The 14,499-nt window shown below is 61.9% G+C and carries 17 protein-coding genes; 12 read left to right on the top strand and 5 right to left on the bottom strand.

The annotated features are described in order from the left end of the window. Positions 1–46 precede the first annotated feature (46 nt). The 12 genes from BGO64_RS12245 to BGO64_RS12190 all read left to right on the top strand — a co-directional run bounded on the left by BGO64_RS12245 (position 47) and on the right by BGO64_RS12190 (position 11,069). On the top strand, positions 47–427 hold the full coding sequence (locus tag BGO64_RS12245; protein WP_010675856.1) for a Z-ring associated ZapG family protein: 381 nt from the start codon (positions 47–49) through the stop codon (positions 425–427). 81 nt (positions 428–508) lie between these two features. After that, positions 509–1,867 (top strand): Do family serine endopeptidase, encoded by a 1,359-nt coding sequence (locus tag BGO64_RS12240; protein ID WP_042015057.1) that lies wholly within the window; start codon positions 509–511, stop codon positions 1,865–1,867. 89 nt (positions 1,868–1,956) lie between these two features. Continuing rightward, positions 1,957–3,084: an outer membrane-stress sensor serine endopeptidase DegS gene (gene degS / locus BGO64_RS12235; RefSeq protein ID WP_113069542.1), complete on the top strand. Its 1,128-nt coding sequence runs from the start codon at positions 1,957–1,959 to the stop codon at positions 3,082–3,084. Positions 3,085–3,392: 308 nt separating this feature from the next. Continuing rightward, positions 3,393–3,755: a transcriptional regulator gene (locus BGO64_RS12230; RefSeq protein ID WP_286700737.1), complete on the top strand. Its 363-nt coding sequence runs from the start codon at positions 3,393–3,395 to the stop codon at positions 3,753–3,755. After that, on the top strand, positions 3,756–4,121 hold the full coding sequence (locus tag BGO64_RS12225) for an SFCGS family glycine-rich protein (RefSeq protein WP_010675860.1): 366 nt from the start codon (positions 3,756–3,758) through the stop codon (positions 4,119–4,121). It abuts the gene before it with no gap. After that, positions 4,121–4,417: a DUF4312 family protein gene (locus BGO64_RS12220; protein ID WP_103858105.1), complete on the top strand. Its 297-nt coding sequence runs from the start codon at positions 4,121–4,123 to the stop codon at positions 4,415–4,417. Before BGO64_RS12225 ends, BGO64_RS12220 begins: the two co-directional genes overlap by 1 nt. A gap of 25 nt (positions 4,418–4,442) precedes the next feature. Continuing rightward, complete coding sequence (locus BGO64_RS12215; protein WP_286700736.1) at positions 4,443–5,219, top strand: DUF4311 domain-containing protein; 777 nt, start codon at positions 4,443–4,445, stop codon at positions 5,217–5,219. A gap of 11 nt (positions 5,220–5,230) precedes the next feature. Beyond that, entirely contained in the window at positions 5,231–5,881 is a 651-nt protein-coding gene (locus BGO64_RS12210) for a DUF4310 family protein (RefSeq protein WP_041214029.1), read from the top strand. A 201-nt stretch (positions 5,882–6,082) separates the two neighbouring features. Beyond that, positions 6,083–7,222 carry an amidohydrolase/deacetylase family metallohydrolase gene (locus tag BGO64_RS12205; RefSeq protein WP_286700735.1) on the top strand — a complete coding sequence of 380 codons (1,140 nt, stop codon included), beginning with the start codon at positions 6,083–6,085 and terminating at the stop codon, positions 7,220–7,222. Continuing rightward, positions 7,206–8,321 (top strand): DgaE family pyridoxal phosphate-dependent ammonia lyase, encoded by a 1,116-nt coding sequence (locus BGO64_RS12200; RefSeq protein ID WP_262000174.1) that lies wholly within the window; start codon positions 7,206–7,208, stop codon positions 8,319–8,321. Before BGO64_RS12205 ends, BGO64_RS12200 begins: the two co-directional genes overlap by 17 nt. After that, complete coding sequence (dagF, locus tag BGO64_RS12195) at positions 8,321–9,061, top strand: 2-dehydro-3-deoxy-phosphogluconate aldolase (protein ID WP_286700734.1); 741 nt, start codon at positions 8,321–8,323, stop codon at positions 9,059–9,061. Before BGO64_RS12200 ends, dagF begins: the two co-directional genes overlap by 1 nt. A gap of 103 nt (positions 9,062–9,164) precedes the next feature. Beyond that, positions 9,165–11,069: a BglG family transcription antiterminator gene (locus BGO64_RS12190; protein ID WP_286700733.1), complete on the top strand. Its 1,905-nt coding sequence runs from the start codon at positions 9,165–9,167 to the stop codon at positions 11,067–11,069. Positions 11,070–11,084: 15 nt separating this feature from the next. Here BGO64_RS12190 and npr read toward each other — a convergent pair whose 3' ends face one another. The 5 genes from npr to BGO64_RS12165 are packed head-to-tail and all read right to left on the bottom strand — an operon-like array spanning position 11,085 to position 14,481. Next, entirely contained in the window at positions 11,085–11,357 is a 273-nt protein-coding gene (gene npr / locus BGO64_RS12185) for a PTS phosphocarrier protein NPr (protein WP_010675868.1), read from the bottom strand. Between the two features lie 20 nt (positions 11,358–11,377). Then, positions 11,378–12,244: an RNase adapter RapZ gene (rapZ, locus tag BGO64_RS12180; RefSeq protein WP_010675869.1), complete on the bottom strand. Its 867-nt coding sequence runs from the start codon at positions 12,242–12,244 to the stop codon at positions 11,378–11,380. A gap of 40 nt (positions 12,245–12,284) precedes the next feature. Then, positions 12,285–12,731, bottom strand: coding sequence for a PTS IIA-like nitrogen regulatory protein PtsN (gene ptsN / locus BGO64_RS12175; RefSeq protein WP_010675870.1), 447 nt, complete (start codon positions 12,729–12,731; stop codon positions 12,285–12,287). A 2-nt stretch (positions 12,732–12,733) separates the two neighbouring features. Then, positions 12,734–13,021 (bottom strand): ribosome hibernation promoting factor, encoded by a 288-nt coding sequence (gene hpf / locus BGO64_RS12170; protein WP_005305957.1) that lies wholly within the window; start codon positions 13,019–13,021, stop codon positions 12,734–12,736. 20 nt (positions 13,022–13,041) lie between these two features. Further along, entirely contained in the window at positions 13,042–14,481 is a 1,440-nt protein-coding gene (locus tag BGO64_RS12165) for an RNA polymerase factor sigma-54 (RefSeq protein ID WP_039040474.1), read from the bottom strand. Between the last annotated feature and the right edge of the window lie 18 nt (positions 14,482–14,499).

The following is a 14,499-nucleotide window of genomic DNA, read 5'->3' as shown; positions in this document are numbered from 1 at the left end:
TCCGACCGCTTCAAATTCATCGTGTTAGCTGTAACAAGGAGCTTCTATGACTCTGTTTAACGGGATCCTGCTGGCGATCGCCGCCCTGATCATCGGCGTGCTGATCGGCCGCTTCTCTGTCCGTAGCCGGGATGCCGGACGCCTGGAACAGGAGCTGAAAAAAGCCCACAAAGAGCTGGAAAGCTACCAGGGGCAGATCACCACCCACTTCGCCGACAGCGCAGCCCTGATGGAGCAACTGGCCGAACAGTACCAGACCCTTTATCGCCATATGGCGGAACAGAGCAAGTTCCTGGCCAAGGTACAGGAACCACTGTTCCGCGAACCCGAAGTGGAAGAAACAGGCGATGCCGCCAACAGCGAGGAGCCGGGCCTTCCTCCCCGCGATTACGCCGGTGCGTCCGGCCTGCTCAAGCAGCCGGGCTGATCGTCGGTTGAACTAATTACGCTTTATCGTGGTCAGACCTTGACGATTGCACTGCAACTTTTTCTGGGAGCTGTTTCTCATATGCGTAAATCTCTTTCTGTATTCAGTGTCTTAGCCCTCAGTGTCGGTATCGCCATGTCCTCAGCACCGGCGCAGGCCGCACTGCCCCTGATGGCGAACAACCAGGAGATGCCGAGCCTGGCCCCCGTCCTCGAGCAGGTGACCCCTGCCGTGGTCAACATCTCCGTCTCTGGCAAGAAGATCACCCGCCAGCGCCTGCCGGAACAATTCCGCTTCTTCTTCGGCCCCAACATGCCTGACGAGCAGGTGAGCGAGCAGCCCTTCCAGGCGCTTGGTTCCGGCGTCATCATCGATGCCAAGAAAGGCTACGTGATCACCAACGCCCACGTGGTCCACGAGGCGGACGAAATCAAGGTCAACCTGAAGGATGGCCGTGAGTATGCAGCCAAGAAAATAGGGGAAGACAAACAGTCGGATATCGCCCTGCTGCAAATCAAGGCCGAGGATCTGGTGCAGATCAAGTTCGCCGACTCCGACGAGCTGAGAGTCGGTGACTACGCGCTGGCCATCGGCAACCCGTTCGGCCTGGGCCAGACCGTCACCTCCGGCATTGTCAGCGCCCTGGGTCGCAGCGGCCTCAACATCGAAAATCTGGAGAACTTCATCCAGACCGATGCGGCCATCAACTCCGGCAACTCGGGCGGCGCCCTGCTCAACCTGCGCGGGGAGCTGATCGGCATCAACACCGCCATCCTGGGCCCCAACGGCGGCAACATCGGCATCGGCTTTGCCATCCCGTCCAACATGGTGCGCGATCTCTCCGAGCAGATCGTGAAATACGGCGAAGTGCGCCGTGGCCAGCTGGGGATTACCGGCACCGAGCTCACCAGCGAAATCGCCAAGACCTTCGGCTACAACAAGAAGGACGGTGCCTTCGTCAACCAGGTCATGCCTGACTCCGCTGCCGCCAAGGCAGGCATCAAGGCAGGCGACATCATCATCAGCATCGATGGCAAGCCCATCCGCTCCTTCGGCGAGCTGCGTGCCAAAATCGCCACCATGGGGGCCGACAAGCAGGTCTCGCTCGGCCTCATCCGTGACGGCAAGGAGCAGACCGTCAAGGTCACCCTGAAGAAAGCGGATGACAGCGAGATCCTGGCCAGCGCCCTGCATCCGGCACTGGAAGGGGCCAAGCTGAGCACCACCACGGACCCCGTGACCGGCGTGGCCGTCTCCGACATCGATCCCCGCTCACCGGCAGCCGCCTCCGGCCTGCAAAAGGGCGACATCATCATCGGGGTCAACCGCCAGCGCATCAACTCCATGGGTGAACTGACCAAGGTGTTGAAAAACAAGCCGGAAGTCCTGGCGCTGAACATCCAGCGCGGTGACTCCTCGCTCTATTTGGTGATCCGTTAAGCCCCTCACACCCGCGGCAACCGCCGCGGGTGATTTTTATCCATCGATAATGTTATTCTCTGCCCGCAGCCTGTACGGACGAGAAAGACATGAAAATCCCACCTCTGATCAGCTACTTGGGCAAGTCCGTCGGCTTTGGCCTCGCCATGGCTGCGCTTTTGTTGCTGGTGTTCCCCGATTTTCGCGGCGGCGCTCCCCTGCCGGGCCTCATCACCAACGCCCGCGAGCTGAGCTTCTCCTACGCGGCCCATCGCGCCGGCCCTGCCGTCGTCAACATCTACACCCGCAGCTTCGCCGGCAATCGCGGTGAAAAAGCCGAACTCAGACCCCAGGGGCTGGGGTCCGGCGTCATCATGAACCAGCGCGGCCACGTGCTCACCAACTATCACGTCATCGCCGATGCGGACCAGATCATCGTCGCCCTGCAAGATGGTCGGGTATTCAGTGCAGAGCTGGTCGGCACCGACAAACTGACCGATCTGGCGGTGCTCTACATCGAATCGGACAACCTGCCGGTGATCCCGCAGGACCCGGATCGTCTGCCGGACGTGGGAGACGTGGTGCTCGCCATCGGCAACCCCTACAACGTCGGCCAGACCATCACCCAGGGCATCATCAGCGCCACCGGGCGTATCGGCCTCTCCAGCATGGGGCCGGACAGCAACGGCCGGCAGGATCTGCTGCAGACCGATGCCGCCATCAACGAGGGCAACTCCGGAGGCGCCCTGGTCAATGGCCGTGGCGATCTGGTGGGTATCAATACCGCCGCCTACCACCTCAACGGCAATCAGGAGAGCTATGGCATCAGTTTTGCCATCCCCTACAAGCTGGCCAAGCGCATCATGGACGAGCTGATCGCCAACGGCCGGGTCATCCGCGGCTACCTCGGCATCTCCAGCGTCGAGATCAATCCCATCGTCGCGCGCATGCTGAACCTGGGGGACTTGCAGGGGTTGGTGGTGGAGAGCCTGGATCCCAATGGCCCAGCCACCAAGGCCGGTCTCAAACGTGGGGATGTGCTGCTCAAGATCAACGGAGAGGCCATCACCGGCGTGCGTCCCGTCATGGACAAGATCGTCGAGAGCCGCCCCGGCACCAAGCTCACCATCTCGGTGATCCGCAACGGCAAGCCGCTGGACGTCGATGTCATCATCGAAGAGGACCTGCGCTACCAGAATCAGACCCTGCCGACCAGCAGTGCGGCACCCGCCACCTGAGGGGCGGATCCTCGCAGGGCCCGACAGGGCCCTTTTTTGTGCCCGCTTTCCTCCGGCTCCCACCTGTGCGTGAGACAGCTCACACATTGCGCCAATAAACGATCGGGCGAAGGCGCCGTCAAAACCCGCCACCGATCACACTCCCTTGCCGCCAGTCCGCTCCTTTCCTCTTCTTGATCGCCAAAAGGGCTTCTTTTGATGCCTTTCCCTCCGGATTTCCACTTCGAATCGGAAAAAACCTGCCTCCTCCCGCACTCTCCTCCGCTTTATGGTGATCCCATCCTTTCTGCCAGCCTGGAGAGCAGACCTTGAACACCGACACCCATGACGCCCCCCTGACCCCGGACAGCCCGGCACTGCTGCGCAAGACCGACCTGACCCTGGCCCGCATTCACAACCTGCTGGCGGATCAGGGCATACGCCCCAACGACGTGCAGCAGCAGATGCTGGCCTCCCACGTCAAGGCCATGGTGTGGCGCTCCTACAGCGGGGAATCCCTGCCGGAGGTCGACCTCAGCCTGTTCGAGGAGATCTCCCCCCTTTCCCTGCGCCTGGCCGAACAGGCCGTCGCCTGGCTCGACCGCCTCGCCTACGAGGAGGCGCACCTCTTGTCCGTCCATTTTGAAGTGGCCAAAGAAAACGAACTCGGCTCAGTAAAAGGAGAAAGCTAAATGACTGCCATCAAACTCGTGATTGGAGATCGTCTCGGCAAGGGTCAGAAAGTGGGGGCAGGCGCAGAAGCCGCCGGCGCCACCGTGACCGTCATCCCCGGCATGGCCGCCGACATGAAGCTCGGTGATGTGATGAACAAGGAGCAGGCCGACCTTGGCATCTCCTTCTGCGGCAGCGGTGGCGCGGGCGCCATCACGGCCCAGACCAAGTACGGCTACAAGTGCCGCTACGGCATGCGATCCATCGAAGAGGGTGTCACCGCCATCAACGAGGGGTGCGTGGTACTGGGCTTCGGCTTCATGGACAAGGAAGAGCTGGGCCAGAAGCTGATCGAAGCCTTCGCCAAGAAACACGGACGCGCCTGATGAAAGAGCACTTCACCACCCGGATCACGGTCAACGGCAAGGGGGTGACTCGCCAGCAGGCGTTCGCCGCCGCCCTCAGCCAGGTGCAACCCAGCCTGCTCAAGGAGAGCCCCAAGGTGATGCTGCGCATCGAACCCCTCGAAGTCGAGGTGCTCGAGGCCGAGGAGTCGGTACGGGTGGAGAAGTTCCTGTTCTTCTTCCTGCCACGCCAGCGCCATGAGTTCCGGGTCCGGCTGGCGATCACCGTCAAGGTCACCAGCCTGGATGTCGACAAGGTGGATTTCACCCGGGCCTGACCCCACAACCAAAAGGACAAGTTGGATGTTTCTAATCATTTTGATGAAGTCACTCATCATCGGCGGCCTGGTAGGCGTCGGGGTGGGTGCTGGCGCGGCGCGGATGTTCCACGCCCCGACCGTGCAGGGGATGGGCGCGTTCCGTACCCTGGGCGAGCTCAACTCCTGCGAAGGGGACCCCGCCTCCCACTTCTCGTTCGGTCTGGGCTTCTTCTTCAACGCCTGGGCCTCCACGGTCGCGGCCGGCGCCTTCACTCAGGACGTGGATCACCGCATCCTGCCGAACTGGGGTGCAGCGGCCCTGATGATCAAGAACCGGGATCTCGCCACCACCCTCCATGATCCCAAAAAGATGGCCATCGCCTGCGGCATCATTGGTGCCATCGTAGTCGCCTTCCTCAACAGCACGGCCGCCGCCGTACCTGCCGCCCTGCAGGTGACCGCGGTCAAGGTGCTGGTGCCCGCCGCCAACCTGCTGGTCAACACCGTTATGCCGGTGATCTTCTGGCTGGCCGCCATCGAGGCAGGCAAGAAGTCCGGCTTCTGGGCCACCATCTTCGGCGGTCTGGCCCAGCTCATCATGGGCAACGCGGTACCAGGCCTGGTGCTTGGCATCCTGATCGGCAAGGGGGTGGAAGATAGCGGCTGGAACCACGTCACCAAGGTGATGATGAGTGCCATCGTCCTGCTGTTCGTGCTGAGCGGCTTCTTCCGCGGCTTTGACATGAAACTCATTGAATCCTTCCACCTGGGCGTTCCCCTGTGGCTGGAAAACGTCCACAACCTCATGAGCGGAAAATAAGGAAGCACACCATGGATGAGAAACTGAGAAACAACTTCTGGTATGCCGACTGGTCCTTCCCCATCTTTGTCGGTCTGCTCTCTTCCGGCGTCTTCGCCGGTACCCACATGTTCTACCTCTACGGGGTCGGCGCTTTCAACGAGGTGGCCTTCGTTGCCATGCTCAAGGCCGGCATGGACACGGGGGCCTATGGTGCAGTCGCCGCCTTCGGTGCCAGCTTCCTGTTCGCCCGCATCATCGAGGGCTCCCTGGTGGGGATCCTCGACATCGGCGGCGCCATCCAGACCGGAGTCGGCCTCGGAGTGCCCGCCCTGCTGCTGGGGGCCGGCATCATCTATCCGGTGGAAAACTTCACCGCTTCCCTGATCACCGGCATGGGGATTGGGATGGCCATCGGCTACGTGATCATCCTGGCGCGCAAGTTCACCATTAACCAGAGCAACTCCACCTACGGGGCGGACGTCATGATGGGGGCTGGCAACAGCTCCGGCCGCTTCCTCGGTCCCCTCATCATCCTCTCCGCCATGGGCGCCTCCATTCCCATCGGGATAGGCTCCCTGCTGGGTGCCCTGCTGTTTTACATCTGGGAGAAGCCCATCACGGGTGGCGCCATTCTGGGGGCCATGCTGTTCGGGACCTTCTTCCCCATCGCCCTGGCTTAATCCAAGGCCGTCTCTTCGGCGGCATTCAAGAACCTGTTTGCGCTCTGTCGCGAGAGGTCGTCAGCAAGGTGAAGAGCAGCGCAGGGGCCGGAGCGTATGGATAGACGTGAGAACTCCTGGTTACAAATACGCGAGCAGCACATGAGCCTTGGAAGCGCCCTCGCAGTAAGAGCGCAAGCAGGTTCCAAGAGGGATATCAGCATGTACGACATGATCATCAGGGCAGGACGCCTGGGAAACGGGCAGCTTGTCGACGTCGCCATCAAGCATGGCAAGATAGCGGCGCTGGGTGCGCTGCCAGAGAGCACGGAGGCGAAGCAAACCCTCACTCTGGGCGGGCAGGTCCATGTGAGCGCCGGCTGGATCGACGGCCACACCCACTGCTACCCCGCCTCCCCCCTCTATCACGATGAGCCGGACAAGGTGGGGGTGGCGTCCGGCGTCACCACCGTCATCGACGCCGGCAGCACCGGAGCCGACGATGTGGACGACTTCCAGCGCATAGCCGCCACCTGCAAGACCCGGGTGCACGCCCTGCTCAACATCTCCCGCATCGGTCTGCTGCGCCAGAACGAGCTGGCGGATCCGGCAGACATCGATCCCGCCCTCGCCCAGGCGGCCATCCGGCGCCATCCCGGCTTCATCGTCGGCATCAAGGCGCGCATGAGCGGCAGCGTGGTGGGTGAAAGCGGTCTGCAACCCCTGCGCATGGCCAAGCAGATCCAGCAGGCCAATGGCAACCTGCCACTGATGGTGCACGTGGGCAACACGCCGCCGGATCTGGACGAGATCGTCGCCCTGCTGGGGGAGGGCGATCTGCTGACCCACTGCTTCAACGGCAAGCCCAACCGCATCCTGACCCCTGCGGGTGAACTGCGCCTGGCGGTGCGCGAGGCGATGCGGCGGGGACTCTTGCTCGACATCGGCCATGGCGGTGCCAGCTTCAGCTTCGAGGTGGCAGAGCTGGCCATTGCCCAGGGCATCCTGCCCCACACCATCAGTTCAGACATCTACTGCAAGAACCGCATCAAGGGGCCCGTCTACAGCCTTGCCCACGTGATGTCGAAGTTCTTCGCCATCGGCATGACTCTGGAGCAGGTACTCGCCTGCGTCACTCACCAGGCCGCCGATGCCCTGCGCCTACCCGGCAAGGGGCGACTCGAGGTGGGCGCCGATGCAGACATCACCCTGTTCGAGGTGAGCTGCGGCCCCACTCTCTTTACCGATACCGAGGCCGGCATCCGCAACGGTGATCGGCAACTGCTCCCTCTCGCCGCCCTGGTGGGCGGCGCACTGGTTCTGACTCACTACGGGAAATCACACCATGCCTTCTGTGTATGAGAAATACCGGCTCAAACCGGTGATCAACGCCTCCGGGCGCATGACCATTCTCGGCGTCTCCACCCCCGAGCAGGAGGTGGTCGACGCGGTCAACTTCGGCCTCGGCCACTACTTCGAGGTGAAGGATCTGGTCAACAAGACCGGCGCCTACCTGGCCGAACTGCTGGGCGTTGAAGATGCAGTGGTGGTCTCCTGTGCCAGCGCCGGCATCGCCCAGTCGGTGGCCGCCGTCATCGTGCGCGGCGACCCCTATCGTCTCGAGCAGTTGCATGCTCATGCCCACGACGTGCCGAGCGACATCGTGCTGCCCAAGGGTCACAACGTGAACTTTGGTGCCCCCGTCGGCACCATGGTCAACCTGGGGGGCGGCAGGGTGGTGGAGGCAGGCTACGCCAACGAGTGCTCACCCGCCCAACTGGCCGCCGCCATCAATGCCAATACCGCCGCCATCCTCTACATCAAGTCCCACCACTGCGTGCAGAAGAGCATTCTGTCGGTGGCCGAGGCGGCCGAGGTGGCCAAGGCCCACGGGATCCCGCTCATCGTCGATGCAGCGGCCGAAGAGGATCTGCGTCTCTACTACAACCAGGGTGCGGATCTGGTCATCTACAGCGGCGCCAAGGCCATCGAAGGGCCCACCAGCGGCCTGGTACTCGGCAGACGTCAGTATGTGGAGTGGGTCAAGCAGCAGGCCAACGGCATCGGCCGTGCCATGAAGGTGGGCAAGGAGGGGATCCTCGGCCTGACCCACGCCATCGAGCGCTACCTGGCCAAAGAGAAGGAGAGCGGCACCGCCATGGTCGCCAGGATGACCCCCTTCATCGAGCGCCTCAACCAGCTGCCCGGCGTTACCGCCAAGGTGGTGTGGGACAGCGCGGGGCGCGACATCGCCCGCACCGACATCGCCTTCGACCACCAGCAGATCGGCATGACCACGGCGGAAGTGGTCTCCCGTCTGCAACAGGGCACGCCTGCCGTCTACTGCCGCGGCTACAAGGCCAACGAGGGGCACATCGAGATAGACGTGCGCAGCGTCACCCTGCCCCAGCTCGACCAGATCCACTCCGCCATTGCCCACCTCGTTCAGGAGAACAACTGATGTCTCTTACCCCCAATTACTACCGCGATCGGGTCTGCCTCAACGTGCTGGCAGGTTCCAAAGAGAATGCCGTCGACATTTATGAGGCCGCCGAGGGTCATGTGCTGGTCGGCGTGCTCTCCAAGAACTACCCGGACATTCCATCTGCCGTCGCCGACATGCAGGCCTACGCCAAGCTTATCGACAACGCCCTCTCCATCGGGCTGGGAGCCGGTGATCCGCGCCAGTCCGCCATGGTGGTCGAACTGGCCCGCCAGTTGCAGCCTCAGCATGTCAACCAGGTGTTCACCGGGGTCGGGGCCAGCCGGGCGCTGCTCGGTCAAGCTGACACCCTCGTCAATGGCCTTGTCTCCCCCACCGGCACGCCGGGGATGGTGAAGATCTCCACCGGCCCCCTCAGCGCGCAGCAGGCTGACGGCATCGTCCCCATCGATACCGCCATTGCCCTGCTCAAGGACATGGGGGGCAGCTCGGTCAAGTTCTTCCCCATGGGGGGACTCGCCTGCCGCGCCGAGTATCAGGCAGTGGCCGAGGCCTGTGTCCGCCACGGCTTCTGGCTGGAGCCCACCGGCGGCATCGATCTTGAGAACTTCGAGGAGATAGTGCGGATCGCGCTGGAGGCAGGAGTCGAGAAGGTGATCCCCCATGTCTACAGCTCCATCATCGACAGCGAGAGCGGCCAGACCCGGCCGGAGGATGTGCGTACCCTCCTCGCCATGGTGAAGGCACTGCTGGCATAGCAACCCCACAGGCACCGGCCCGATCACTGGGCGGTGCCTGGCTTGTTAATGACCCCCTTGTTAACATCGACCCACCATGCGCGACAGGAGTCCTCACCCCCTCATGACCAAGCTGCCCCACCCCAGACTCCAGCAACTGCTCGCCCTGCTTCACGCGGAGCCCCTGCCACAGGAGGAGCTGGCCCGCCGTCTCAATGTTTCCACCCGCACGGTGCGTACCGACGTGGCGACCCTGAACGAGCTCATCGCCACCCGGGGCGCCCACCTGATCCATCAGCGGGGCAGCGGTTACCAGCTCAAGATCTACAATCAGGGACTGTTCGATGCGCTGCTGGCCGCCCAGGGGCAGGAGAGCCCCCTGCCTCGCACCAGCCGCGAGCGGGTGCTGCACCTCCAGGTCTTGCTGCTGACGGCGGAACAGGGGATCAAGCTCGACGAGCTGGCGGACACCTGGTATCTCAGCCGGGCGGCTTTGCAAGGGGACATGACGGAGGTGCGGGAGCGGCTCGCCCACTTCGGGCTCACCATCGACAGCAAACCCAGGGTGGGGATGCGCATTGCGGGAAGCGAGATGGCGATCCGCGCCTGCCTCACCCAACTGCTCTGCCAGGAGCTGCTGCACCAGCATCCGCTCCAGAGCCTGTTGCCCACCCTCTGCCCCAGCAAGACGCTGGAGGTAGTGGGCAACCACATTCACGAGCAACTCGGTCGCCATCAGCTACGCCTGGCCGACGAGAGCCTGCAGCAAGTCACCGTCTACTGTGCCGTCGCCCTGCTTCGCCAGGCGTCTGGCCACGAGTTGCGCCAGTTTGCCAGCGACGACATCACCCCGCCCCTGGCAGTGGTGGCCCGCGACATCTATGCCGAGCTGCCGACCCTGACTTCACCGGGGCAGGAAGAGATCGCCTGTCTCGCCATCCAGATCCAGGCTCGCCTCACTGCAGAGACGCCCCTGCTCAGCCCGGCCATGGCGGCCGAGAGCGAGCAGCTGACGGCGCACCTGCTGGGTTACATCCACCAGCACTACCCCTATGACCTGCGCGGCGACCCGCAATTGCGAGCCGACCTGCAGACCCACATCGGCGCCATGCTGCTGCGGGTCAAATACCAGATTGGTAGCCACAATCCCCTGGCGGACCACATCAAGCAGTATTACCCCCTCGCCTACGACATCACCCTGGCGGCCATCTCTGAGTGGATCAGGCAGACCCCCTACCGATTGACCCACCACGAGATCGGCTACCTGGTGATCCACATCGGAGTCGGCCTGGAGCGCCACTACGACATCGGTTACACCCGGCGCCCCCAGGCGCTGCTGCTGTGCGATGCGGGCAACGCCACCTTCCGGGTGCTGGAAGCACGCATCCGGCGGGAATACCCCCAACTGCAGCTGACCACGCTGGAATCGGTGCGGGACTATGAGGGGCTGGTGCGAGTCGAGCAGGATTTCGTCATCAGCACCCTCAAGGTGAGCGAGAAGAATGCTCCCGTGGTGCAGGTCTCCCCCTTCCCGACCCAGTACCAGCTGGAGCAGCTCGGCAAGCTGGTGCTCGTCGATCGCACCCGCCCCTACCTGCTCGACAAGTATTTCGATGCCGACCACTTCATGGTGGTCACCGAACCGCTCAGCCAAGCGGCGCTGTTTGACCGCATCTGCAGCCAGCTTGAGGCGGAGGATCTGGTGGAGAGCGGATTCCGGGGATCCTTGCAGGAGCGGGAGCGGATCGTCTCCACCATGCTGGGGGACGGCATCGCTCTGCCCCACTCCCTCGGCCTGCTGGCGCGCCGCACCCTGGTCTATACCGTGCTGGGCCCTCAGGGGATCGATTGGGGCAACGGCGAGAGCGCTACCCTCATCTTCGTGCTGGCCATCGCCAAGGCGGATTATGACGAAGCCATGGGACTTTATGATCTGTTTCTGGCACTGATGAACGAAAAAGCCAGCAGAAGTCTGCTGGCGTGTCGGGATTTTGCCGCTTTCAAGGCGCTGGCTCGCAGCGCACCTTGAGCACGCCGAGGCGTATTACTCCTCATTGAAGCCCGAGGTGAACAGCGCCACCACGGCGGCCAGGGCCTCCACCTCTTCGGGGCCCTCCACCTGCACCTCCACCTGTTTGCCCTGGGCGGAGTCCAGCATCAGCAGGCCGATCACGCTGTCCGCGTCGGCCTCGACCCCCTCTTCGTTGCGCAGCAACACGTGGGCATCGAACCCTTGCACCAGCTCGAACAGCATCATGGCCGGTCGCGCGTGAATGCCTAACTTGTTTTTGACTTCTACCGAGGCGGAAACGGTCATCTGAGCATCCTGTGGATCTGTCAGGCGGGGTTTGAACGCTTGTCCAACGTGCGATGGCGGATCTGCACGTTCTTGCCAAGCAACCGGAATGCGCTGGCCAGCCGCTCGGCGATGAACACCGAGCGGTGTTGTCCGCCGGTACAGCCGATCCCGACGGTCACATAGCTGCGATTGTTGCGCTCCAGGTGGGGCAACCAGGTCCCCAGCATATTCTCGATCTGCTGGATGAACAGCATGACATCCGGCTGGCTGGAGAGGTAGTTGGCCACGGGCTCATCCTTGCCGGTGAAGGGCTTGAGCTCCGGGATCCAGTGCGGGTTGGGCAGGAAACGGGCGTCGAACACGAAGTCCGCATCCTTGGGAATGCCGTACTTGAAGCCGAATGACTCGAACACCAGCACCAGCTCGTTCTCTTTCTTGCCGAGCACCCGGGTTTTGATGAGCTCGCTGAGATCGTGAATGCTGAGGTTGGTGGTGTCGATGCGCAGGTCGGCGGTCGAGGAGAGCGGTGCCAGCAGGTGGGTCTCTTCCCGGATCGCCTCGTCCAGCGAAAGCTTGTTGCGGGACAGAGGATGCAGACGGCGGCTCTCACCGTAGCGTTTGAGCAGGGTCGCGTTGTCCGCATCGAAGAAGAAGCTCGAAAACTTGACTCGCCCCTCGTTGCGCACCTGGCTCAGCAGGTTCTCCAGCCTGTCTGCCTGGGCAGGTAGGTTGCGCACGTCGATGCTGACCGCCAGCTTGTCATACTGGCTCTCCACCGACACGATCAACTGGGGCAGCAGGTTGACCGGCAGGTTGTCCACGCAGTAGTACCCGAGATCCTCGAGCACCCTCAGGGCCACCGTCTTGCCGGAGCCCGAACGACCGCTTACTACTATTAACTGCATCTTGTCCCCTCACGCCAACGTGGCTGTGTCAGACCCGGCCTCAGGCCGACGTCATGATCTGATAGAGTTCTTCGTCGCTGGTCGCCTGGCGCAGCTGGCGGCAGACGGCCTTGTCACCCAGTTTGGATGCCATCAGGGAAAGAGTCTTGAGGTGCTGCTTGCACTCGCTTTCCGGCACCAGCAATGCAAAGAGCAGGTCAACCGGTTGATTGTCGATAGAATCGAAAGGGATGGGCTCGGAGAAGGTCATCAACACGGCGGTCGGCGCGAAGGCGTCGTCAATCCGGCCGTGGGGGATGGCGATACCGGCTCCGATCCCGGTACTACCCATCTTTTCTCGCGCCAGCAGGCTTTCAAACAGGACCTGGCGGGAAGCGCCGAGGCGCTCTGCGGCCAGTTCACTGATGATCTCGAGCGCGCGTTTCTTGCTGGTACAAGGGACCGCACTCTTGGTGCAGTCCCGACTCAGTATGTGTTCAAGTTGCATAGTTATTTTTGATTTAACTTATCTTTGTGCTTGATGATCTGCCGATCCAGTTTATCCAGCAGGGTATCAATCGCCGCATACATGTCGGCATGCTGCGAATTGGCGAACACCTCTCCCCCGCTGACATGCAGCTTGGCTTCAGCGATCTGGTTCAGTTTTTCGACGCTCAACACCACGTGTACGTTGTTGATATGGTCAAAGTGACGCTCGAGTTTGGCAAATTTGTTGTTCACATAATCACGCAGAGCTTCGGTAATCTCGACATGGTGTCCGGTCAGGTTAATTTGCATAACGTCTTCCTTTTGTTTGCCTAAACCAGGCGTTTGCGCTGATTGGATGGCGGGATCAACAAGGATTCACGGTACTTTGCGATCGTGCGTCTCGCCACCATAATACCCTGTTCGGCCAGCAAATCCGCGATCTTGCTATCACTAAGCGGCTTGGCGGGGTTTTCCGCCGTCACCAGCTTCTTGATCAGGGCGCGAATAGCGGTCGATGAGCACTCTCCTCCTCCCTCCGTATTGACGTGACTGGAGAAAAAAAACTTCAGTTCAAAAATGCCGCGGGGCGTATGCATGTACTTCTGGGTCGTGACCCGTGAAATGGTCGACTCATGCATCTCCACCGCTTCCGCGATGTCGTTGAGTACCATGGGTTTCATGGCCTCTTCGCCGTACTCGAAAAAGCCCTGCTGCTGCTCGACGATGCAGCTGGCCACCTTGAGCAGGGTGTCGTTACGACTCTCCAGGCTCTTGATGAACCACTTGGCCTCCTGCAAATGGGAACGGATGAACTGGGTATCCGTGCTGCTGCGGGCATTGCGCGCCATGGCCGCATAGGCCTCGTTGACACGGATGCGCGGAGCAGAGTCCGGATTGAGTTCAACCACCCACTTGCTGCCCTTCTTGACCACGGACACATCCGGGATCACGTACTGGGATTCACTCTGGATGATGCCGTTGCCGGGTCTGGGCTCCAGTTGCTGGATGAGATCCAGCACCTCCTTGAGATCGCTCTCCTTGAGGCGGGTCTTGCGAGCCAGGGTGCGGTAGTCGCGATTGCCGAGCAGGTCCATGTGTTCGCGGATCACCTCTCTGGCTTCGTCGAGCCAGGGCAGGTCTGGCGAATACTGGCCGAGCTGGATCAGCAGACACTCTTGCACCGAACGGGCGGCGATGCCGACCGGATCGAAATGCTGCACCCGCTTGAGCACGGCTTCGATCTCATCCAGTTCGACTTCTACCTCCTCGCTGCTGACTGCAGCCTGAATATCCTCGAGGGTGGCAGTCAGATACCCGGATTCGTCGATGGCATCGATGATGGCAAGGGCGATGGCAGCATCCACATCACTGAACGGGGTGAGCCGCATCTGCCACAGCAGGTAGTCCTGCAGATTCTCGGTGGTCTCCCCCTGATAGACGCTGTCTTCCCCGTCATGGATGGGGCCTGCGCTCTGGGCCGTACCGGCCGAGTAGACCTCGTCCCAGGTGGTGTCCACCGGCAGTTCATCCGGCATGCTCTCCTGGGCCATGGCATCGCTGGAGTCGAGTTGACTGGCGTCCTGTGTCTCTGTCTGACTGGTTTCCTGCGCCTCGTTCTCCTCTTGCTCCAGCAAGGGGTTGTTGTCGAGCGCTTGCTGAATTTCCTGCTGGAGTTCCAGGGTGGAGAGCTGGAGCAGACGAATCGCTTGTTGTAATTGTGGCGTCATGGTCAGGGACTGACCGAGACGCAACTGTAATGTCGGCTTCATCTACGTCGGGATATCCTT

Source organism: Aeromonas sp. 62-46 (assembly GCF_001898585.1).
Classification (GTDB): Bacteria; Pseudomonadota; Gammaproteobacteria; order Enterobacterales; family Aeromonadaceae; genus Aeromonas; species Aeromonas caviae.
This window is presented reverse-complemented; position numbering and strand designations above follow the sequence as displayed.

Bases quoted from the DNA above. Each gene is read 5' to 3' on its own strand.
- hpf (WP_005305957.1), bottom strand. From the start codon at position 13,021: ATGCAAATTAACCTGACCGGACACCATGTCGAGATTACCGAAGCTCTG.
- BGO64_RS12210 (WP_041214029.1), top strand. From the start codon at position 5,231: ATGGATGAGAAACTGAGAAACAACTTCTGGTATGCCGACTGGTCCTTC.
- BGO64_RS12205 (WP_286700735.1), top strand. From the start codon at position 6,083: ATGTACGACATGATCATCAGGGCAGGACGCCTGGGAAACGGGCAGCTT.
- ptsN (WP_010675870.1), bottom strand. From the start codon at position 12,731: ATGCAACTTGAACACATACTGAGTCGGGACTGCACCAAGAGTGCGGTC.
- dagF (WP_286700734.1), top strand. From the start codon at position 8,321: ATGTCTCTTACCCCCAATTACTACCGCGATCGGGTCTGCCTCAACGTG.
- BGO64_RS12190 (WP_286700733.1), top strand. From the start codon at position 9,165: ATGACCAAGCTGCCCCACCCCAGACTCCAGCAACTGCTCGCCCTGCTT.
- BGO64_RS12200 (WP_262000174.1), top strand. From the start codon at position 7,206: ATGCCTTCTGTGTATGAGAAATACCGGCTCAAACCGGTGATCAACGCC.
- rapZ (WP_010675869.1), bottom strand. From the start codon at position 12,244: ATGCAGTTAATAGTAGTAAGCGGTCGTTCGGGCTCCGGCAAGACGGTG.
- npr (WP_010675868.1), bottom strand. From the start codon at position 11,357: ATGACCGTTTCCGCCTCGGTAGAAGTCAAAAACAAGTTAGGCATTCAC.
- degS (WP_113069542.1), top strand. From the start codon at position 1,957: ATGAAAATCCCACCTCTGATCAGCTACTTGGGCAAGTCCGTCGGCTTT.
- BGO64_RS12165 (WP_039040474.1), bottom strand. From the start codon at position 14,481: ATGAAGCCGACATTACAGTTGCGTCTCGGTCAGTCCCTGACCATGACG.
- BGO64_RS12225 (WP_010675860.1), top strand. From the start codon at position 3,756: ATGACTGCCATCAAACTCGTGATTGGAGATCGTCTCGGCAAGGGTCAG.
- BGO64_RS12215 (WP_286700736.1), top strand. From the start codon at position 4,443: ATGTTTCTAATCATTTTGATGAAGTCACTCATCATCGGCGGCCTGGTA.
- BGO64_RS12220 (WP_103858105.1), top strand. From the start codon at position 4,121: ATGAAAGAGCACTTCACCACCCGGATCACGGTCAACGGCAAGGGGGTG.
- BGO64_RS12245 (WP_010675856.1), top strand. From the start codon at position 47: ATGACTCTGTTTAACGGGATCCTGCTGGCGATCGCCGCCCTGATCATC.
- BGO64_RS12240 (WP_042015057.1), top strand. From the start codon at position 509: ATGCGTAAATCTCTTTCTGTATTCAGTGTCTTAGCCCTCAGTGTCGGT.